The sequence below is a fragment of the Paenibacillus sp. LT-B23 genome, from assembly GCF_059417685.1.
In genome coordinates this window covers 238,049-257,295 of record NZ_JBSQBM010000002.1, presented here as the reverse complement: position 1 = coordinate 257,295, position 19,247 = coordinate 238,049, and the positions used below count along the sequence as shown (strand labels likewise).

The following is a 19,247-nucleotide window of genomic DNA, read 5'->3' as shown; positions in this document are numbered from 1 at the left end:
AACGTTTACAAAATAATTATAAAGCAATCGGTTGCCCAAAAAGAAGAATTTATTGCACTCTCGAAGGGGAGAAATATGACTAATTCGCTAGTGACACCTTGTTATAGACAGACAAATGAATGCTCCTGTATATGATTCCAAACGTGTTTAAGTCAAAAAAAGCATAGGTCTAAAAATCAGACGTATGCCTTTTAGTGTTGTGCAAGATAGGCTGGAGGCGACATTCCCTACAGAAGTAGGTGAATTTGAGAGCTTGGGAGCCTCGTTCATGCATATATGCAGTGTTACACGGAGGACTAGCTTAATAAATATGGCGATTTTGCTGGTCGGGAATACCGCTTTTACGGTAAAAGTAGGTGTTAATCCGATCCCGCCACTCCTGAGCGTGCTCAGTTTGATGCTCCAGACGCTCTAACACCTGTGCATAGATTGCCTCATCCAGATGATCCCGCAAACTAATCCATGTGTCTCTAAGGTTGGCCGCACGTTCCGCACCTTCAAAATGTGTATCATAAATGTGCTGAATGACAGTTTGACCAGAGTGGAGCACGTGCGTATAAGGAACATGATGAAAGAACAATAGCAGCTCATCCGGGCAGGTTTCGGTAGATTCATAGATATCCGCTTGAGGAGAGAAATATTGCCCGGCATAGCCTGTTCCAGTCGCGATAGTGCGATCTACTCCGATGCCACGGCAATCGGCAAAATGGTAGGTGCCCCACATCGAATATTCGTAGCCATCCACATCCGGCCCATAGTGGTGACCGGGACTGACCATCCAGCCGACCCCGAGAGGGGCGGTGTAGGACTCGTAGATATTCCACGAATCGAGCAGCATTTTTTTAATGGCAGGAACTAGATGTTTGCTATTGTCCGTATGGGAACGATTCCTATGTCCGCCAAACGTCAGCCGAACCCACTCATCTGCGATTTCGTCTGCGGACAGCTCCGGGTCCCATGCCAACCGTCCGTAGCCGTACAGGTTGGACTGGGCGAGCAAATGTCCGGTCCAGTTGGTGTCTGCCCCAATATTAGATACAGCAGCGATCCCATAGTTAGTGTACTTGGTGGAGGAAGGGGAAGCAGGACTACCATTGCTACCCAAAGAGCCGCTCACGATTCGCTTGATGGTGGAGCCTTTTCCCTGAGCATAAGTGTCAAAATCCAGAACCTCCTTCCACTGCGGAACAAGGTAGCATAAATGCCGTTGCTGTCCTGTGTATTCTTGGGTAATCTGAAATTCCAGCAGTACCTGAGTAGCTTGCAGCGCCCCGAACAGGGGGGAGACAGGCTCCCGTACCTGAAAATCCATGGGACCGTTTTTGATCTGTAAAATGACATTGTCCCGAAACTTTCCATCCAGCGGTTTAAAATGGTCAAAGGCCGCACGGGCACGATCCGTCTTCCGGTCGCGCCAGTCCTGCTTGCAGTTGTAGACAAAGCAGCGCCAAATAATCTGTCCACCATAAGGCTGCAACGCATCTGCCAGCATGTTGGCTCCATCGGCGTGATGGCGTCCGTAGCTGAATGGACCGGGCCGATTTTCGGAATCGGCTTTTACCACGAAGCCGCCCAGATCAGGAACGGCGGCGTAAACTTCCCGGGCTTTGGCCTGCCACCATTCAGCCACGCCAGGGTCCAGAGGATCGGCGGTGGTTAACCCGCCGAGCTGAATGGGGCTGGCATAATTAATGCTCAAATAGATTTGGATGCCATAGGCGCGAAACACCGCAGCCACTTTGGCCACATCCGGTAGAAATGTGTCTGTAATCAGCTCTGTTTCTACGTGATGGACATTCACATTGTTAATGGACAGCGCCTGAATGCCAACAGAGGCAAGTAGACGAGCGTAGTCTCGAAGGCGGTCCATATTTGTAGTAAAGGCATTATTTTCGAAAAAAATGGATGTTCCTGCATATCCGCGTTCCACACTACCGTCCATGTTATCCCAGTGGTTGATCATGCGGATGGGATTAGCCGGATTAGATAACATATCCAGAAGGGGGGCGTGCAAGGATTCGGTGACGGGCTTCAGCTCACCATCGAGTCCTCCTTGCAGGTAGCGCAGCAGATGAAAAACCCCGTATAATACGCCTTTGGTGGTCTGGCCGGCAATCGTGACGTACGCTCTCTTTATGTCATCATCATCGTAGTCATACGAAGCTGAATGTGCCGGGTGTGGAATCCCTATCCTACGAATTCGGTAGCCTTCTGCGCTCACATCTGCCTGTTCTTCTGCGCTAAATCGTTCTGCCGCCAACGGGTTCCCTCCAAACGTACCTAGCACAATGAATGGCGCATTCACAGGAACGGTACTAATCTTCGGCTGCTGTCCGAACATGGAGGTCAATCCGTGCTGAAGCTCACTCGCAGCCGTGTGAAGCACTTTATCTGCCTCTTGAACCACGATGACCCTGCACCAAGCGGGCAAATCCTCCACCTTGCGATTGCGGGGATAATGGAGCCAAGCGTCATAGCTGTTCTCTTTTTGCATATCCATATGATTGCTCATATTCGATCCTCCTTGTGCAGATGAAGGTCCGTCTCAGGCATGCTGCTCCTGCTCCATATGCTGCGGTAAGGTCAGGCGATTGCTCTTGCCTTCATACAGCCATAAAATAGCGGTGACTCCGCGCGGGTAATATTTGCTGCCGTGGGCAACGCCTGAGAGCATTTGGTCGCTCCAGCACCAATAGGATTCCTCAGGGTGCAGGAGCCAAGAGACATGGGCAGCATCTGCGGCCAGCCCTGCTTCCTCCCAAGGCAGCTCCAGCACCTCACGGGCAATAAACTGCGACAGATAGATTTTACTCAGCCAGGAGTTGTTACTGGTCGATGACAGCTTCCAGCCCCCATTTTCGAACAGGCAGACACCTGGCACCAGTACGGTTTCCAAATGGCGTCGAAGGGCTTGTATATATCCGCCAAATCGCCCATTGAGTTGAAGTGCCTCTTCGCAGCCTGTGAAGTAAGGGAAGATCAGCCCCTCAATAGCGGGGATAATCTGTGAATCATTGCCCTCCTGAATGACGGCAGGAATATAGCCCTTGTCTGTCATTTGCGCTGTGATCGCCGCTGCGCATTTGTCTGCCTGTAAGCCTGCTTCCCGTGAAAGGGAAGCAAGCCCTTCTGAGGCAAATAGCTTTTCCAGCGCAATATATACCGCCCAGCATTTGCTGCCCAAATAAATATTGTTGCGGGACTGGCCCAGCGATACGTCCAGACTATCGTAGGTTGTAATTTCTGCGCCTCCAAGGGTTCTGGAGCTATCCAAGCCCATTAAGCCGTTTCGTTGTGCCGGGTCTGGATGATCCCGCTGTAGCATACTATCAAAGCATTCACGCAAGATAGGCAGCATACGCGTCGTAAACGCCCGGTCCTGTGTCTGTTCGATATACACTGTGGCGCAGCATAACCAGTTCACCAGCTCTTCGTGGCTCATATAAGAGAAGCAACCGTCAATCCCTGCCAGCTCATAACAGGAGTACCCCGGACGGGAGAACACATTTGCCACGCCCATATCATGCGTAAACGTGATGCCGCCCGGATAGGTTTGTTCGTCTGCCGGAAACCGTACCTCATCCCGGTAGCTGTACCGTTTGACGAACCACTCCAGCTCGTTGCGTACCGTCCACGGGTTCAAAATCAACTCAAAGTAAAGCTGATCCGCCGTCAGATCGAGCGTATTCATCATCCGATACTCGCCTTCGTTCACAATCCAGATCGGTTCTCCATCCGCTTGCTGACTAAGCAACTGGGTGCTGCCGTAATAGCTGTGAATTGCCTGCGCGAGCATAAATTCCTGATCCGGGCTCAAGCTTGCCGACTCCATCCAGCGATTCGCCTGAATACAGGCTGCGGTCAGGTCTGTAAAATGCTCCAAAGCATAGCTCGCCACGTCTTCAATATCTTTGAATAGACGAGTATAGTAATACGTCGCCTCGATACCTGTAGTGACGATGCCGCCCCGATAAAAACAGACGGCAAAGGCATACGTGCGCTTCTCGCCTGCGGGAACGTCCATCAGGAGCGCAGCCGTTCCACCCAGGCCGAAGGATAAGTTCTCGGCAATCGACTCCCCGAGCAGCTTCTCCAGCGTAAATCCGCAGGCAGGTACCGCTTCACTGCTGTTAGTCACAATGGCCGTGCTGCGCCCTTGTCCGATGCCCGTGATTTTTCCCAACGTCCCGACATTCAACCCCGCAGCTTCCCCGCGCGGGTCTTCGCCTACAATACGTATGCCACTGTACGGATCACTGCCCTGATAGCCGAAAAAGGCTTTCCGCGCAGCCGTTCCCTGCGTGTTATCGACCGTAAGCTCGGCAAATACCGCCGGAACCAGCGCTGCCCGCAACTCATCCACACCCGCTTTGCCCGGTTCTGGAACCGGACGGACAGGAGAATACAGTCGGAACGTCAAATCTCCAGCGCTCCATGTATCTGTGCCAGCTTTTAGCTCACGGGTAATGGCTTGATCGGCAAAGGGAACAAGCTGTGGCTCCGTTCGTTTATCCTTTTTCTCCACATCATATCGGGCGCTTTCGTCCTGTGCGGCTGCAAAAAAGGGGAGCGCCTCATAGACCTCGCCGTCTCTGGATTGCAGCCCGATATATACATTTTCATCCGCGGGCTTGCCTAGCTCCAAACCGAGTCCACCCCGATTACCCTTGAACCCGAGTGTAAAGCTGGAAAAGGCACCGACAGGTGAGTGTTGCGTGTTATAAAATATATTTTTCGTCATATAATGAAACCCCTTTCAATATAAAGAGTGACTTTCAGATACAAAAGTATTTTTGCAGCATCCTCGTATAGAGCCTAGCATGCTAAGATTCAGGGAACCATTGTCAAATCGCTCCATCATTTATCCAAATCGCGCTAAAAACGATATACTGGAGTAAAACCATCAACGTCAGGAGGGGAAGCATGTCGTCACCACATTTACCGAACCGCCCAGAGCCTACGGACCTTACGGCTACTGGAGAGGAATTCTTTTTTCCCGATGTACGAACGACGGTCAATCTGTTTGCCATCCATACGCGAAGAGTCGGAAGGGAATGGAGCTACCCGCAACATACGCATCCTCAATATGAAATTAATATCGTGCTTGCAGGAGAGCAGGTGATGGTGGTGGATGGCCGCGGCTATACACAACGACAAGGTGATCTGGTGCTGCTGCGACCGGGAATTGTTCACTCCAGCCACAGCAACGGGGAGGGATTTACATATTTTTGCATGCATTTCGACATTGATGACAAGCTGTTCCTCTCGTTACTGGGCCGACTGGAGCAGGTATTGTTTCCAGCCGAAGGTGCAGTGGCGAGGCAGATAGGACCCGCGCTGGATAAGCTGCTCGAACTCTCCACACCCAATGCAGAACAAGCAGGGGATTCGGTGGCCAAGCGTATGCGGATTCAATCTGTCGTGTTTGAGCTGTTCGCTACGTTATGGGAGGCGGTATCCAGCGAAGCGGCGCATCTGCCGGGGCGCGGATACGTGCAGGCTGAGCTTGCCCATCAGATTGCTAGCCGACTTCAAGGCAGGGTGAATCAGCATTTTGGACAAATCGACTCTGTAGAAAAGCATGATGGGATTGAAGGCATTTCATCGGAATTAGGGATTAGCGTTTCCCATTGTAATCGTGTATTTCGTAGTGTTTTTGGTGTATCTCCCCGTGTGTATCTGTCTGGTCTTGTCCTGCACGAGGCTAAGTTGCTATTGGCTGATCCGCAATGGACGGTGCAGCAAATTACCGATATGCTCGGCTACGGAAACATTGCGCATTTTAGCAGGCAGTTCAAGCGCTGGTCCGGTCAGTCGCCCACATCCTACCGTAAAAGCACGGTGCAGGAAAGCCTATCCGATTAAAAATATGTATACTAATAAAATAGTTATGATATAATCCTTACAAAGGAGCTGGGAATTGTATGAGTTTACATCAAAAACGTGTCGTCGTCATTGGCGGCAGTGCAGGTATAGGACTGGCAACAGCAATAGAAGCAGCAAAACAGGGAGCGAGTATCGTAATCGCTGGGCGTTCTGCGGAGAAATTGGAGCAGGCGAAGAAAGTTATCCCTGCGGAATCAGTGGAAACCTTCCAACTGAATAATCAGAAGGAGGAGGAAGTGCAAGCATTTTTTGAAAAGGTCGGCGCATTCGACCATCTGTTTACACCAGGCGCGAGCTACACACGCGGTCCGATCACGATTGATACGGAAAAGGCGAAGACTCCGTTTGAAGGGAAATTCTGGCCGCAATATTTCGCTGCCAAGCATGCAGTTCCGCATATTTCCAAGGAAGGCTCTATCGTCCTCATGTCTGGAGCCTTCAGCCAGCGGCCGATGGGCTTTGGCGCTACATACGGGGCGGCTAACGGCGCAATCGAAAGCTTGGGTAAAGCTTTGGCGGTAGAATTGGCTCCGGTACGGGTCAATGTTGTATCTCCCGGCACCATCTGGAGAGACGGTCCCGAGGGCGAACAGCGGGCGCAAGCTTTTGAGGAATACAAGGAAGTAACCTTGCTCCATCGGGTGGGTTATAACGAGGAAATCGCGCATACCGTGCTGTATCTGATGACGAACAAGTTCACCACCGGAAGCGTGCTGTTCCCGGATGGCGGCTACACGCTGATCTAATCCAAGCCACACGCAATCAACAGGCAGGAAACCTATTTTCTAAACAAAAACCGGTCTAACACGTATGCATCGTGTTAGCCGGTTTTCTTTGGCTATAGGGTATCAAGTCCTTCTGTATAGCAGTTCTCTTTACCGTCATAGTTTTACATGGTAATATTCGATTGTTGGATATAATTCAAAGCCATTGTCTGAATAGATGATAAAAAATAAAGTATATATGCAATATAACCTTGTATTTAAGGAGTGGATTACCTATGGACCAAGTGGATCATAAAATTTTATTATGTCTACAAAACCAGGCACGCATCTCCATGACCGAGCTGGGCAAGGAGGTTGGACTTTCCCAGCCCGCTGTCACGGAAAGAGTAAGGCGCATGGAGGATAAAGGCATTATCACCGGGTATCGTGCCATGGTTTCACATGAGAAAGTTGGAAAACCGATCATGGCTCATGTGCTCGTACACACGAATCAATGCAACTCATTTGTTGAGTTTTGCCAATCTGCGCCTGAAGTCATTGAGTGCCATCGAATTAGCGGTGAGCAAAATTATTTACTTAAGGTTATGGTCGAATCCATGCTTAAGCTGGAGCAATTCGGGGATGAGTGCGGAAAGCACGGTCACTCTACCACGTTAATCGTCTTATCCTCGCCTGTAGAGCTTAAACATGTAACTCCCGCTTTATTAGACCCTATTTGAGCTGCCGTAAATGGCTTGGCAAAGCTCAGTTGTAAACGGACCTGACATACCTTCAAATGCTGTATTGGTAAAGGCAACAACGCTGAGTCTTTGCGCGGGATCAACGAACCATGAATGACCGTAAGCTCCTCCGAGACGCCACGTTCCAGGGGATTCTGCTGTTTCGCCTTCGTCGGGATTTTGGAGTACGGTGAATCCCAGTCCGAAGCCCCGTCCTGGCCAGCCTGCCAAAGGGAGACTCCCGGTCTGGATGGTGCCCATTTCACGTACCCATTCCTCAGAAAGTAATGGATTGCCACCGTTTCGCAGTGTTTCCAGCAGCCGCATGAAGTCTTTTGCGCTGCCAATCATACCAGAGCCTCCTGAGTGGAAAGCCGTGGGATCAAAGGCGCGTGCAGGCTGAAAACGAAGTCCCGCTGTGCCTTCAAAAACCTGCGCAACCTCAAGCTCACGCATCCGGCGGGGTTCCAGAGTATCGTTGACATAAGCGGCAGCAAGTCGTTCGGGATCAGCAACCGTGAAGCTAGTGTCTTGCATACCGAGGGGGTCTGTAACGAGCTTTTTAACAGCCTGCTCAAGGGTTGTGCCGCATACGCGACTAATGATTGCACCGAGTACATCGGTGGCAATGGAATAGCCCCACGCTTTACCCGGTGTATACAACAGAGGCACAGAAGCCAAACGTTGCAAGTTCTCTTCAAGGGTAAGATTTGAAAAATCCATGCCATCTGATACGCCTGCACGTTGATAGGGGCCGCCGCCTTCTTCCTCTAAAAAGCCGTAGGTCAACCCGGCAGTATGTGTGAGCAATTGCCGTACTGTAATGGATGGTTGCTCGCCGCTGATCAAGCGGGGGCGAAAGTCCGGCAACCAGCGTTCAATGGATTCATCGAGTCCAATCTGTCCTTGGGCTGCCAAAACCAAGGCCGCTGTTGATACAATTGGCTTGGATATAGAAGAGAGCCGAAATAAAGCATCCTCGCGCATAGGAAGATTTTTTTCTCGATCAGCCAGCCCTGCCGCTCGCGCATACACGGGTGAACCATCGATATATACCATGACGACTGCGCCAACCAGGCGCTTCTCGGCAAGGGTTTGATCTATGACTGCATTCACACGTCTGTCCAGACCATCTTGTATCACTAAAGCTCTATTTTCTACACTCATGAATATCTCATCCTCTCTATGATCCAGCGGTTATCGCTTGATGAAACTTAGTTTACAGGATGGGAAGACGACATTACATAAGGTAACAAAGGTATTCAGTGAGTATTCACGTTAAAATAAAATTATTTTAAAAGGATGGCCTTGGATTTAAATGAATGAGGTTTTACAAGAAGTTTTACTGTGTTTTATAGTAACTTTTTAAGCTGAGATACACGCCCTTGTGACACGCCAAGCCATTTGGCATAGTCATATTGTCTGGCATCAGGATGTTTCTGAATTAGTTCTCTAAGGCGTCCGAGTAATTTTTCTGCCGGCTGATTCGTTCTTTTATGAATGCGCGTATCTTTTTTAATAGAAGGAGTCGGTATGGGGCTACAATCTATATTCCCCTTTAATTTATGGATACAATGCATACATAAAAATGAATCTCTGAAATAGGTTAGATTTTCAACCGCGCTACACATTTTACAGGAAACGCCCGTATATTTCTTTACAGCCATAAAGCCCGTTTTATCATCCACAAAAAATTCTACCGAATCCCCACTATTCATATTCATCGTCATTCGCATTTCTACAGGAACCACGATTCGACCCAAAGTATCTAATGAGCGCGTCATACCTGTGCTTTTCATAAAATAACCCCTCCTTAATCCTTACAAGTCACCATGGCTGATCAGATATCTGCACTTGCTACATATAAAATGCTTCTTAAATGCGGTTAATTCTTCTTTTGATTTACAAAACTCGCAGGTTTGGTCGTTATATTTAGTGACGGATATGGTTGCTCCCTCTAAAAGAAATTCAATACAATCAGAAGGTTGAATATGACACGTATTTAGTATTTCTTTGGGGATTAAGAGTCGTCCCAATCCATCTAATTTTCTCGTCATTCCTATGTCCTTCATGTTAAAAACTCCCATTAAAAAGATGATAATCAATAAAATAGTATTATTTATTGTTGTTCCAAAAGGTGGTACTATTGTGATGTGAAAAGGAAAACATTTCATAATATTATGAATTTTTGAACTACATAGCTTCATTTACTAGGTTTTATATCCCAGAGTCCACAATTGAAAGGGTGGTTTATTCATGGAAATCACACCTACGATAAGAGCAGAATTAGAAAAGTATCTAAAGCAACAAGATATGAGTAGAACTGAGTTTGGACACATCTCAGGACTGAATCCAGGTACCGTGAGTGGTATTGTAACGGGCAATCGGTCTATCTCTGTTAACCAATTGGATCGTATTACTTCAACGATGGAATTACCACCAGATCATTTTTATCATCGATATGTTGAAGAATGTATTGAGGAAGAACCCCTCAACTGGCGAAGAATATCCCCTTTCTTGTACCGATGTGTGGAGCTTGACCGACTGGATTGCTTGCAGCGAGTTGTATTTCTATTGCTGGATAATCCCACTTATCCTCCGTTGCTCTTTGAAGTAGCCGAGGATGCTTTCAAAGACGGCCACAATGAAGCAGCGGCGTTCCTGTATAAAAATGTGGCTGAAAGTGAAAAGCAGCAGCATTCCGAGCGACTTGCGGTGTGCCAGTATCGCCTGTTTAAGCTCACGATTGGGAGAAACCGAGCGGTCAATCTGGAAGCAGCAGCTAAATTTGAATCATTCGTTAATCGTTTAGACGAAATAAATCAGCTCAATGCTTTAAAAGACTTAGCAAATATCTATAGATCATTGGGCTACTGGGACAAGGTATACACCTTTGCTATAGAAATGCGACGATTAGGGAAAATACAATATGACCTAAAGCGAAAATCTAAACTAAAGGAACAAGAGTTGCAGAAGAAACCTAATGATGGACCACTATTTGCATACATAGCCTACTCTGATTTATTGTGTGCAAATGTATGTGATGCCAAAGGAGATCATGTTCAGGCTTTAGAGCATCTACGTGCATATACGGATTTAAGTTGGGTAAAGGAGAAGGACTCCGATACACTTCATTGGATTGGTTTATTCCAGCAATGGGCAAAAATTAATACATATGTGAATAGGCTCATGTCTGGAGATGTTAGTGTACTGCCGGATTATGTAGAATATATAGCCGGCGAAAAAGAAATTTTTGCTGAACTTTTAAACATTATTGAAGCAGCTAATCGGTACAATTTAGATGTGGATCATATCCTTCAGCGCTTTGAACCTCAAATTGCAGCTTATCGGGAATCCTCATCTGAAGGCATGTATACGCAGCAGGTCTTACCAGAAGAGTATGTTCGATTTTGGTATAAGATGGCTAAATACAACCTAAATAAAGGCAGATATCCATATGGTTTCAAATGTTTAATAAACGCTTTTGAAAAAGCTGTTACAATTAACCATGTACTACTTATCTCCAATTGTGCTGGCCTATTTGACCGTTTCAGAGCGCAGGCTGCTCCTGAAACACTGGCTCAGTACGAAAAAATGTATCAGGAGGTGTGGGAAAGAAATGATCAAAAAGATGGCTTTGTTCTTGGCAGTAATTAGCTTTTTATTGGTATTCGCAGTACCAGTTCAAGCTGTACATCCAAGCTCAGGCATAATCCAACTCCAAGGGCATGTGGGTGGATTCTGATCTAAGTTTTAAATTTTCTACCATGGACCAGCTTAAATGCTGGTCATTTTTTTATTTCATTTTGCTGATTCTTGAATGAAAAAATGGATGATTCAAATTTACCCATTCCATCCTAAAATGAGATTCATTAGGAGGGGATTTGGATGAAAACGGATGAAACATTAAATCAGCAATTAGAAAATGCAAGACAGCGGCTTCATGATCTGTATGACCAGTATGGTTTTGGACATTCCTCTGTGCTTGAGCAATCTATGCTTTTGGACGAGCTCATTAACCAGCACAACCGTATCTTCCAACCCTCCTTATGCAAAACTAATTTCCCCAGTGAGTAACAGAACTGACTATATCAATATATCTATTAAATACCTTATATGAAATAAAAATACATATGAAAGTCAGAAAATGTAAAAATTTTATAGGGAGAGCTTGATGTTGCAGCAGTTTATACAGTAGGAAATTCCTTTTATTAAATCGAAATATTCCGAACGTTGACCGTTCTCTTCATAGGATGGGAAGGAACTCGCAAAAAAATCCCTTGGAAAATTACCATATGAGTATTGGCGGATACAGGATTTTTAAAGAAAAGAGGTTGAATTATTGAACTTTATCAAAAAAAGAAATATGTTACACTTTTTATATATTATTGGATAATATTTAGCGGTACTAAAAATAGTAGAGGAGATGGTTAAAAGGGTGTAATCAAATGGAATTTATTACAAAAATATCTCGTGAGAGGGAAGGTGGAAGTGAATAAAAATGAAGGAGTGTCGATCAAGAAGTGAAGATGGGATTGAGCGTTGGATTGTATTACAAAATTAGAAGAAAGGAAGTGTCATTACATGAAAAAAATCAAAAAGACAGCATTTGTGCTTATGGGGGTATTAGCACTTACTGCTATCGCTCCATTAACATCAGCCCAAGAGATTAATTCAGACAAAATCACACCTAGCTACATAGATTACAAATCTCTTCCTGTGCCTTCGCATAAACAAGAAAAATCTAATTGGTGCTGGGCTGCTACATCACAGATGGCTATAGAACATTTAGGTGGAAATAAAACTCAATCTCAAATCGTAAAATATATTAAAGGTAGCCTCGTAAATAAGGGAGGATCGGATCGGGAAGTAAAAAGCGCGTTAGCATATGGGGGATTAAGCTCTGCAATTGATAAAGAGCCGATACCCTTTGGAACTGTTATCGCTCAAATAAAAAGAAATCAACCGCAATTAGCACACATCGTGTGGAAGGATGACTCTGATCTTGGACATATGTATCTTATAAATGGATATTCGGATAATACAAATTTAGGATTTCAAAAAGTATATTACAAAGACCCTGCCGTTGGTGAGAAGATGGATAAAATAGATTACTACGATAGCTTTGTTAATAATAGAGACTTTTCTTGGTACAGCACTATAAACGAAATTTATGTAGATTAAACGTGAGCACTAAGGAGGAGTGATAAAATGTATAAAAAAATACTTGGAATTGCGTTTTCTTGTATCTTATTGTTTCCTATAACGGTCTTAGCGGCAAATGAGGTTCCGCAGGAAGTTGAACAATCTATTGAAAAAGATTTGGGGAATTTCAAAGATGATATTAGACAGAATACAGGATTCAAAATAACAACTACTAAAGAAGCGGAAAATTTAACGCTTGATGAAGGCTTTAAGGTTTATACTGTAAATTCTAAAGCTATTAGATCAGGAAATACAGATAAAGCTAATGACATATTGAAATCTAAAGGGTACTTATTCTCCATAAAAAGTGGTCAACAAAATAACGGAATTGTTTTTTCAGAAGATGGGGAAAGAATACGATCAGCTTATAGTGATCTTGAGTTTCCAAGTCAATTCGAAGAAGCAAAGAAACTGGTTGGCTACGATGAAAACAGCAAACTGATATATGATGATCGACTGGCTACGGTTGCTCTAATTTCTGATATAGATGGGAAGGAAGTTGTGGTTCCTCTTAGAGAGAGTGTATACATGGACTTTAAGCCATTGAAAGTATACAATCTACAGGAATTTATAGAGTTTCTATCTGCCAATGAGAAAGTTCGACAAGAAGCAGCTTCAAAAAATGATTCGGATGAACCGATCTCTGGAGGTAGCCCATCCAATCTAAGCTCGACTGCTTCACAGGTCAATGCAAGCAAAATCAGCACTGGGGAATTGTCATTAATCTTTATTGCCGGGTTAATGATTATTGGTGGAGTTTCCTTCGTAATTAAGAAAAGAAAAAAAGTGTGAATTTCTAAAATTTCAAGAGCCACCTCTCTATTGAGAGAGTGGTTTTTGGTATAAAAGTGGTAAAATTCACAACAAAGGAGGTTTTTTTCAATTGAAGATTGTACTACGAAAGAAGTTGGCTTGCTTGGTTGTCTTAGGAGGGATTTTGACTGTAATGGCTACAGGTTTTGGAGGGGATAAGGAGCCTCATAAACTTCCCGATAAGCCAAAAGAGGCTGCTGTTTCGACATTTTCAGAATATATGGACGCTTCGATGAGTCGTGATTATGATAAGATGCTTTCACTGTCTGATGATTATCGTTTTAAAACAGACCGGGCACGACTTAATTTTCTAAAAGCTCAAGGAACACCGATAGACTATCGTATCATTTCTGTAAATGACTCTGACCCTTCCAAGATTGTCGTTTCGTCGATAACGAAGTATGCGGACATGGAGTTACCTCCCATTAAGTATATTATTGCCTTTGAGGAAGGAACGTACAAGTTGAAAATGAGGAATGTCGTGGTCAATATGATTCCCTCATCACCTGACTATAAAACAGTCGAGTACGAGCCTGATAAGGTGGACGATAATTTAGAAGATAATTTTAATGGTTAAGGATCTTATAGAAGAAAATAGGCGAAGGGAGTTATCCTTCGCCTTGTGTTATACTCATTTATAAAACGAATATATATAAGGAAAAAAGCGTTGAACTCATATCTACAGGCGAGGAAGTGAGTGATAATTTATGAACAGGAGAAGCTATAGCTTACATCATCGTAGCGGCTTCTTGGGATTCTTTTTCTCTACACTTTTTTCACTGGACGTAACACTGCGTAACCGTATCCTTCCGGGAAATGCCGCTGATAATCCTGCTTCGTTTCCTCATCCCATTCATATCCCATGCTGGCAGGGTCAAAGCTCCAAGCCTTCTCCTCCACAATTCTCATAATCTCTCCATTGTTTTTTAAATAATTGAAGGGAGGGTGGGAAAAAACCAGGTAATCTGATTCGGGAATGCTCCGGCACTCCATTCCTGCTGGAATCTCTCCAGCGTAATCAGCGGCAACCGGTATCCCATAGAGATAGCCCTTCTGACCATCCTGATAGAACCAGCCTGCGGTTTGGCCCAATTGTTCGGGTAGCTTGAGATGAGACATGCTTTCCAGTGTTCCACAAATTTCATCACAATTATGACCGTTTCTCCAGAAATCACCGTAGTTTCGAGAAGAGGTATCCCAGATTCCAATAAATTTGTGTGCTGGTATACGCTCAATTTTGATTTCGGCTTCTTGCAAATGTTCCTTAACCATCTGATCCCGCTCCTTCAAATGATAATGATAAGGAGAGAACACTTCAACACGAATCGCTAACGGAATAGGTCTAGGCTCTCTTTGGTATACAGCCGGAGTTACCTCAAAGGCTTTTACAAATGCTCGTGTAAAAGCTTCTTGTGAAGAAAACCCATACTTTATGGCAACATCAAGGATGCGAACATTGCCATCCCGGAGTTCAAGGGCTGCACGGCTAATCCGGCGCATCCACACATAATCCCTTAACGTCATTCCTGTAAGAGAATGGAACTGTTTTGTACAGTAATAAGGAGAGTAGCCTAACTGATTGGACATTCTCAACAACGATGGTGCTGAAGTAAGATTATTATCAATCCAATCAATCATGAGTTGGACCATTTCGTTCCATTCGTACACGATGGTTCCCTCCTTTCGATTCCATCTTAACAGGCGGAATGCAGGAATATTTGACTTGAGTTGCATGGCACCCTACAGCAAATCAGATTGGCCATGCTTCTTCAGGCACCCCGTATTGTGAGAAAATATAATCTCTAGACTCATTGGCTAACTTGCGCAAACGTTGAATGTCTACATGCAGCATTTTTCCGTTCCGTTTGACAGCTTTCCCAGCCACAAACACTGAATCGACGTTGCTCGTGTTTGCACATTGCACAACAGCACCGATTGGATGATTTACCGGAAACATATTCAGATCGTTGGTTCGAATCATAATCAGATCGGCTTCTTTTCCCGGAGTTAACGTACCGATCTTATGATCCAGTCCCAATGCTCGGGCACCGTCAATCGTCGCGAATTCTATAATGTCCCGTGCTGAAATGGTGAGTTCCACCGGCATTTCTCCTGTGGATAAAATCTTTCCATTGATTCTGGAACGTTCTGCTTGCAAGGCGAACTTCATTTGTGCAAACATGTCTCCACCGGTTGATACTACGACATCGATTCCTAATGAGGGTCTTCCTCCGTTCTCCATAAATAGCCCTGTAGCCGGATAACCATGTCCCATCATCATTTCGATTTCCGGAGTAACGGAAATGGAGGCGCCCGAATCTGCGATTAGTTTATACTCCTCATAGCTGAGTGTATTGGCATGGGCAAAGTTAAGGTCCGATCCGAGCAGTCCAGCCTTATGCAATTTTTCAATCGATCGATCCACCGAACCCCATGTCCCGAACCCTAAATGCATTGTACACAGCACACCGAGCTCCCGAGCGAATCGAATCTCATCAACTGCTGTTTCCCATGCGCTAAATTCCGGTCCTCTTATGGCTAGCCCCATGGTAAGCAACTGGTCATCTGATGAGAAATACTGCTTTTTCACCCGTCTGCTGTCATCGGATTGTCGAATTCGGCTTTCTCTGGACCAATATTCTCCATCACCAGAAACTCCGTGGGCAAAGACCGCTCTTGTTCCCGATTCTTGCAAGCCCCGGATCAGCTCGTCCGTATGCTCGGGTGAATTAATCATCGACCAATCCAGTAGCGTGGTAACCCCTGCATCCAATGCTTCCAGTGCGCCAAGCAGATTCGCTACATATCCATCCTGCGGACGTAATTTAGCTCCAATATTCCCATAGTACATACGCCCCAAGTACTTTTCGAGAGACCAATCGGCACCTACATTACGAACGACAGATTCCCAGGTGTGGCGATGTGTATCCACGAATCCCGGCATAACAATCATGTTTGTAGCGTCAACAACTTCACAATCGGCTGCTTCTAGCTCCGGTTGAACAGCGATAATTTTTTTTCCCTCGATAAGAATATCCGCTTTTTTAAAATCACCCATTGTCTTATCGAGCGTGAGTACACAGCCGTTTTTGATTAATAAACGATTGTTCATCTTTTTATCTCCTTTGTGTGTTGTTAGATGACTTATTTCTATGCCCTCTCTTAGATCGACATTTAACCTCAGCATGTTGCATCATTCGATTCCCAACGCTCGAAAGTACAATATATAGACGAACTAAACCGTTTCGATCTATATATTGCTGATTTGAAATCGCTCTTGGGATTTATGCAAAATGCTTAACCTATATATGTATATTGTAAGCCTGATGATATAAAATCACAGTATATCTTTTCGTGCAGGGACAAGAATATACACCAAAAAGCCTACCTACCGATCATCTGGCAGATAGACTTTTGCAAAATAAAGCTGTGTTGGATAGGGATTAGCGCTCCCATGCTTCTGTACGCAGCTGCTGCTGGCGGGTAAATAATGCCGGATAAATAAACAGGCTGAGCAGTACGCTGGTCAAAATCGCAGAGGTCATGGTGGTAAATACGATCAGCAATTGCAGGCGGACGGCGGCAATGGGATTGGCACCTGCGATGATCTGCCCGGTCATCATGCCGGGAAGCTGGACCAGCCCCAGCGTTTTCTGTCCCTCAATGGTTGGAATCATACTGGAGCGTATGCAATCCTTGAGTATCGGGAAAATAGCTTGTCTCGGCGTGCCGCCTAGTGCCAGAATGAGCATAATTTCAGGCTTGCGCAGCAGCACTTCCGACTTGAGCCGGGATACCAGCAGGCTAGACAAAATCATGGAGCTGCCAATGATCATGCCGCTAATCGTAATCATATATCGGGCTGTCGCCGGAATGATGTGCAGGCCAATCAGAAATGCCTGTGTAACGATTTCCACACAAAGCAGCGTCAGGAACGACTTCCACATCAGGCCGGGAATGAATCTTCCTTTGCGCGCGACATTTTGGGAGGCCACAGTGATCATGAGCAGAATGAATAATACGATAAATCCGTAGCTTTGCATTCCAAAAATCAGATGCAGCACATATCCGATGGCCAGCAACTGAACCGATGCTCTGATCGTGGCGATAATGATATCCCGATCCAGACCGAGCTTGAAGGATTTGGACATAACGATGGCGATGAACACAAAACCGAGGGACAGAATCAGGGCAACAATTGTCATACCCACTCTCCTGCTATAAACTTGCGGGTTTCATTGTGCTGTGGTGCATGGAAAAAAGTCTCGGTATCCGCTTGCTCCACGAGCTTTCCGTCGATCATCAGCCATGTTTCATGGCCTACTCTGCGTGCTTGTTCCATATGATGCGTAATCCAGATCATCGTCGTTCCCTCTTCTTTGTTCATTTGAAGTAACAGTTCCTCTACCTCTTTGACCGAGGCCGGGTCCAGTGCGGAAGTAATCTCATCCAGCAGTAAAATATCCGGGCGGTTCGCAAGCGTTCGCGCCAAGGCCAAGCGCTGCCTTTGACCTCCGGATAGTTCCTGCGCCTTTTGCTCCAGTAGATCGCGGGTAAGTCCTACACGCTCTAACAGGTCGCCTGGGTCATGCAGCACCGTGCCATGCAACCTTTCTACGGTCTGAAGATTATACAGAACGGTTCCTTGCAGCATGGGGGCATCCTGAAAAACCAGTGCGACCTTTCGCCTCAGTTCAGGGATTTCCCATTCGGAAAGGGGCTTGCCGAATACGCTGATTTCCCCTTCATCCGGCGTCAGTAGAAGATTACACAGTGAAAGCAGCGTACTTTTGCCAGACCCGGACGGGCCGACCAGCGTGGTGATTTTGCCGGGAGAGACTCTTGCCGTAATTCCGTTCAGGACAGCACGTTGCTGTTCAGACCCGGTAAAATATTTGGTGACGTCTTTAAATTCAATGGCTGGAAGTGACTTGGACTCCATAGATATAGCTATCTCCTTTGCATGGGATCGAAAAAGTGGTCAGACCCGCTCTATGATCTTGTTTTGTTCATTATATCAGTAAAAGCTGATATGCTTGCAAACCATAACTTCTTTGTATAAACTAACAGAATTAGTTAAAATAGAAATGAGATTCATTATGTATATTTATACGTCAGCATTTTGCATAATTGATTCCTAACGCTCGAAAGTACAATATATAGACGAACGTAAATGCCTTACATAGAAATTCGATTAAAGGAGAAATGCCGATGTCACCCAGAAACGGAGTGAAGCTGCAAGATATTTTACAGGCTGCTGAGGACATTGCCAATGAACGGGGAATGGGCGATGTTACGCTCACCACGCTGGCACAGAAGTTGCACATTCGCCCCCCGTCTTTGTATAACCACGTGGACGGGTTGAACGGATTGCGCCAAGTGCTGGCTCTACACAGCCTGGGACAGTTGGAGGAAGCTTTGATGAGCGCGGCGGTTGGCAGAGCGGGTGACGATGCAATGACCGCTATGGGGAAAGCCTATATGCGATATGCCCGCGAGCGACCCGGTTTGTATGAAGCGATGCTGTATGCAACTGATCGAAATAATCCCGAAGTGAGGCAGGCTGCGGATCGTGTGGCGGAGCTTGTTATTTCTGTTCTGTCCAGCGGTTACGGATTTAAGGAAGAGGATTGTATTCATGCGGCGAGGGGGTTCCGCAGTCTGCTTCATGGTTTTGCCTCGCTCGAACAGAAGGGCGGCTTTGGTTTACCCGTGGAAGTGGATCGGAGTATTGAAGTCATGATGGACACTTTTTTGACAGGTCTGCATATGCAGCAGAAACGGGGATAACATGAGAAGCGAACACGGTTCTCTTTCCTGGTAATGGTTTCTATTCAGTAAAATGTATAATTATCTGTTCTGTGCGGTGAAAAATTGATATACTCGAAAAATACTGCTT

The 19,247-nt window shown here is 45.7% G+C and carries 18 protein-coding genes; 9 read left to right on the top strand and 9 right to left on the bottom strand.

Annotation, left to right across the window (positions count from 1 at the left end):
- Positions 1–301 precede the first annotated feature (301 nt).
- A complete protein-coding gene (locus ACWXW9_RS03825; protein ID WP_494928345.1) occupies positions 302–2,512 on the bottom strand; it encodes an alpha-glucuronidase family glycosyl hydrolase in 2,211 nt (736 codons plus the stop codon).
- A 33-nt stretch (positions 2,513–2,545) separates the two neighbouring features.
- Complete coding sequence (locus tag ACWXW9_RS03820) at positions 2,546–4,741, bottom strand: glycoside hydrolase family 52 protein (protein WP_494928344.1); 2,196 nt, start codon at positions 4,739–4,741, stop codon at positions 2,546–2,548.
- 182 nt (positions 4,742–4,923) lie between these two features.
- Between ACWXW9_RS03820 and ACWXW9_RS03815 the strand changes: the two genes are divergently transcribed.
- The 3 genes from ACWXW9_RS03815 (at position 4,924) to ACWXW9_RS03805 (ending at position 7,330) form a co-directional block, all read left to right on the top strand.
- Positions 4,924–5,865, top strand: coding sequence for an AraC family transcriptional regulator (locus tag ACWXW9_RS03815; protein ID WP_494928343.1), 942 nt, complete (start codon positions 4,924–4,926; stop codon positions 5,863–5,865).
- A 59-nt stretch (positions 5,866–5,924) separates the two neighbouring features.
- Entirely contained in the window at positions 5,925–6,632 is a 708-nt protein-coding gene (locus ACWXW9_RS03810; RefSeq protein ID WP_494928342.1) for an SDR family oxidoreductase, read from the top strand.
- Between the two features lie 254 nt (positions 6,633–6,886).
- Entirely contained in the window at positions 6,887–7,330 is a 444-nt protein-coding gene (locus ACWXW9_RS03805) for an Lrp/AsnC family transcriptional regulator (protein WP_283653802.1), read from the top strand.
- Here ACWXW9_RS03805 and ACWXW9_RS03800 read toward each other — a convergent pair.
- The 3 genes from ACWXW9_RS03800 to ACWXW9_RS03790 all read right to left on the bottom strand — a co-directional run bounded on the left by ACWXW9_RS03800 (position 7,316) and on the right by ACWXW9_RS03790 (position 9,402).
- On the bottom strand, positions 7,316–8,497 hold the full coding sequence (locus tag ACWXW9_RS03800; RefSeq protein WP_494928341.1) for a serine hydrolase domain-containing protein: 1,182 nt from the start codon (positions 8,495–8,497) through the stop codon (positions 7,316–7,318). The genes ACWXW9_RS03805 and ACWXW9_RS03800 overlap by 15 nt on opposite strands.
- 185 nt (positions 8,498–8,682) lie before the next feature.
- On the bottom strand, positions 8,683–9,129 hold the full coding sequence (locus tag ACWXW9_RS03795; protein WP_494928340.1) for an AbrB/MazE/SpoVT family DNA-binding domain-containing protein: 447 nt from the start codon (positions 9,127–9,129) through the stop codon (positions 8,683–8,685).
- 21 nt (positions 9,130–9,150) lie between these two features.
- The gene (locus tag ACWXW9_RS03790; RefSeq protein ID WP_494928339.1) at positions 9,151–9,402 is read right to left on the bottom strand and encodes an AbrB/MazE/SpoVT family DNA-binding domain-containing protein; all 252 of its coding nucleotides are present in this window, start codon (positions 9,400–9,402) and stop codon (positions 9,151–9,153) included.
- A 184-nt stretch (positions 9,403–9,586) separates the two neighbouring features.
- On the opposite strand from ACWXW9_RS03790, the gene ACWXW9_RS03785 reads away from it, so the two are divergent.
- The 5 genes from ACWXW9_RS03785 to ACWXW9_RS03765 all read left to right on the top strand — a co-directional run bounded on the left by ACWXW9_RS03785 (position 9,587) and on the right by ACWXW9_RS03765 (position 13,925).
- Positions 9,587–10,987 (top strand): helix-turn-helix domain-containing protein, encoded by a 1,401-nt coding sequence (locus ACWXW9_RS03785; protein WP_494928338.1) that lies wholly within the window; start codon positions 9,587–9,589, stop codon positions 10,985–10,987.
- A gap of 231 nt (positions 10,988–11,218) precedes the next feature.
- Complete coding sequence (locus ACWXW9_RS03780; protein ID WP_494928337.1) at positions 11,219–11,407, top strand: Spo0E family sporulation regulatory protein-aspartic acid phosphatase; 189 nt, start codon at positions 11,219–11,221, stop codon at positions 11,405–11,407.
- 507 nt (positions 11,408–11,914) lie between these two features.
- On the top strand, positions 11,915–12,514 hold the full coding sequence (locus ACWXW9_RS03775) for a C39 family peptidase (protein WP_494928336.1): 600 nt from the start codon (positions 11,915–11,917) through the stop codon (positions 12,512–12,514).
- Between the two features lie 27 nt (positions 12,515–12,541).
- A complete protein-coding gene (locus tag ACWXW9_RS03770) occupies positions 12,542–13,327 on the top strand; it encodes a hypothetical protein (RefSeq protein WP_494928335.1) in 786 nt (261 codons plus the stop codon).
- Positions 13,328–13,418: 91 nt separating this feature from the next.
- On the top strand, positions 13,419–13,925 hold the full coding sequence (locus tag ACWXW9_RS03765) for a hypothetical protein (RefSeq protein WP_494928334.1): 507 nt from the start codon (positions 13,419–13,421) through the stop codon (positions 13,923–13,925).
- Between the two features lie 188 nt (positions 13,926–14,113).
- Here ACWXW9_RS03765 and ACWXW9_RS03760 read toward each other — a convergent pair whose 3' ends face one another.
- From ACWXW9_RS03760 to ACWXW9_RS03745, 4 genes are all read right to left on the bottom strand, one after another.
- Positions 14,114–15,016, bottom strand: a complete 903-nt coding sequence (locus tag ACWXW9_RS03760) for a helix-turn-helix domain-containing protein (RefSeq protein ID WP_494928333.1) — start codon at positions 15,014–15,016, stop codon at positions 14,114–14,116.
- Positions 15,017–15,098: 82 nt separating this feature from the next.
- Entirely contained in the window at positions 15,099–16,460 is a 1,362-nt protein-coding gene (locus tag ACWXW9_RS03755; protein WP_494928332.1) for an amidohydrolase family protein, read from the bottom strand.
- A 331-nt stretch (positions 16,461–16,791) separates the two neighbouring features.
- A complete protein-coding gene (locus ACWXW9_RS03750; RefSeq protein WP_044644254.1) occupies positions 16,792–17,553 on the bottom strand; it encodes an ABC transporter permease in 762 nt (253 codons plus the stop codon).
- The gene (locus tag ACWXW9_RS03745; RefSeq protein ID WP_149094298.1) at positions 17,550–18,290 is read right to left on the bottom strand and encodes an ABC transporter ATP-binding protein; all 741 of its coding nucleotides are present in this window, start codon (positions 18,288–18,290) and stop codon (positions 17,550–17,552) included. Before ACWXW9_RS03745 ends, ACWXW9_RS03750 begins: the two co-directional genes overlap by 4 nt.
- A gap of 269 nt (positions 18,291–18,559) precedes the next feature.
- Between ACWXW9_RS03745 and ACWXW9_RS03740 the strand changes: the two genes are divergently transcribed.
- Positions 18,560–19,138 (top strand): TetR/AcrR family transcriptional regulator, encoded by a 579-nt coding sequence (locus ACWXW9_RS03740; protein WP_494928331.1) that lies wholly within the window; start codon positions 18,560–18,562, stop codon positions 19,136–19,138.
- The last annotated feature ends 109 nt before the right edge of the window (positions 19,139–19,247 follow it).

Bases quoted from the DNA above. Each gene is read 5' to 3' on its own strand.
- ACWXW9_RS03790 (WP_494928339.1), bottom strand. From the start codon at position 9,402: ATGAAGGACATAGGAATGACGAGAAAATTAGATGGATTGGGACGACTC.
- ACWXW9_RS03800 (WP_494928341.1), bottom strand. From the start codon at position 8,497: ATGAGTGTAGAAAATAGAGCTTTAGTGATACAAGATGGTCTGGACAGA.
- ACWXW9_RS03750 (WP_044644254.1), bottom strand. From the start codon at position 17,553: ATGACAATTGTTGCCCTGATTCTGTCCCTCGGTTTTGTGTTCATCGCC.
- ACWXW9_RS03810 (WP_494928342.1), top strand. From the start codon at position 5,925: ATGAGTTTACATCAAAAACGTGTCGTCGTCATTGGCGGCAGTGCAGGT.
- ACWXW9_RS03740 (WP_494928331.1), top strand. From the start codon at position 18,560: ATGTCACCCAGAAACGGAGTGAAGCTGCAAGATATTTTACAGGCTGCT.
- ACWXW9_RS03755 (WP_494928332.1), bottom strand. From the start codon at position 16,460: ATGAACAATCGTTTATTAATCAAAAACGGCTGTGTACTCACGCTCGAT.
- ACWXW9_RS03815 (WP_494928343.1), top strand. From the start codon at position 4,924: ATGTCGTCACCACATTTACCGAACCGCCCAGAGCCTACGGACCTTACG.
- ACWXW9_RS03785 (WP_494928338.1), top strand. From the start codon at position 9,587: ATGGAAATCACACCTACGATAAGAGCAGAATTAGAAAAGTATCTAAAG.
- ACWXW9_RS03820 (WP_494928344.1), bottom strand. From the start codon at position 4,741: ATGACGAAAAATATATTTTATAACACGCAACACTCACCTGTCGGTGCC.
- ACWXW9_RS03775 (WP_494928336.1), top strand. From the start codon at position 11,915: ATGAAAAAAATCAAAAAGACAGCATTTGTGCTTATGGGGGTATTAGCA.
- ACWXW9_RS03795 (WP_494928340.1), bottom strand. From the start codon at position 9,129: ATGAAAAGCACAGGTATGACGCGCTCATTAGATACTTTGGGTCGAATC.
- ACWXW9_RS03825 (WP_494928345.1), bottom strand. From the start codon at position 2,512: ATGAGCAATCATATGGATATGCAAAAAGAGAACAGCTATGACGCTTGG.
- ACWXW9_RS03745 (WP_149094298.1), bottom strand. From the start codon at position 18,290: ATGGAGTCCAAGTCACTTCCAGCCATTGAATTTAAAGACGTCACCAAA.
- ACWXW9_RS03780 (WP_494928337.1), top strand. From the start codon at position 11,219: ATGAAAACGGATGAAACATTAAATCAGCAATTAGAAAATGCAAGACAG.
- ACWXW9_RS03805 (WP_283653802.1), top strand. From the start codon at position 6,887: ATGGACCAAGTGGATCATAAAATTTTATTATGTCTACAAAACCAGGCA.
- ACWXW9_RS03770 (WP_494928335.1), top strand. From the start codon at position 12,542: ATGTATAAAAAAATACTTGGAATTGCGTTTTCTTGTATCTTATTGTTT.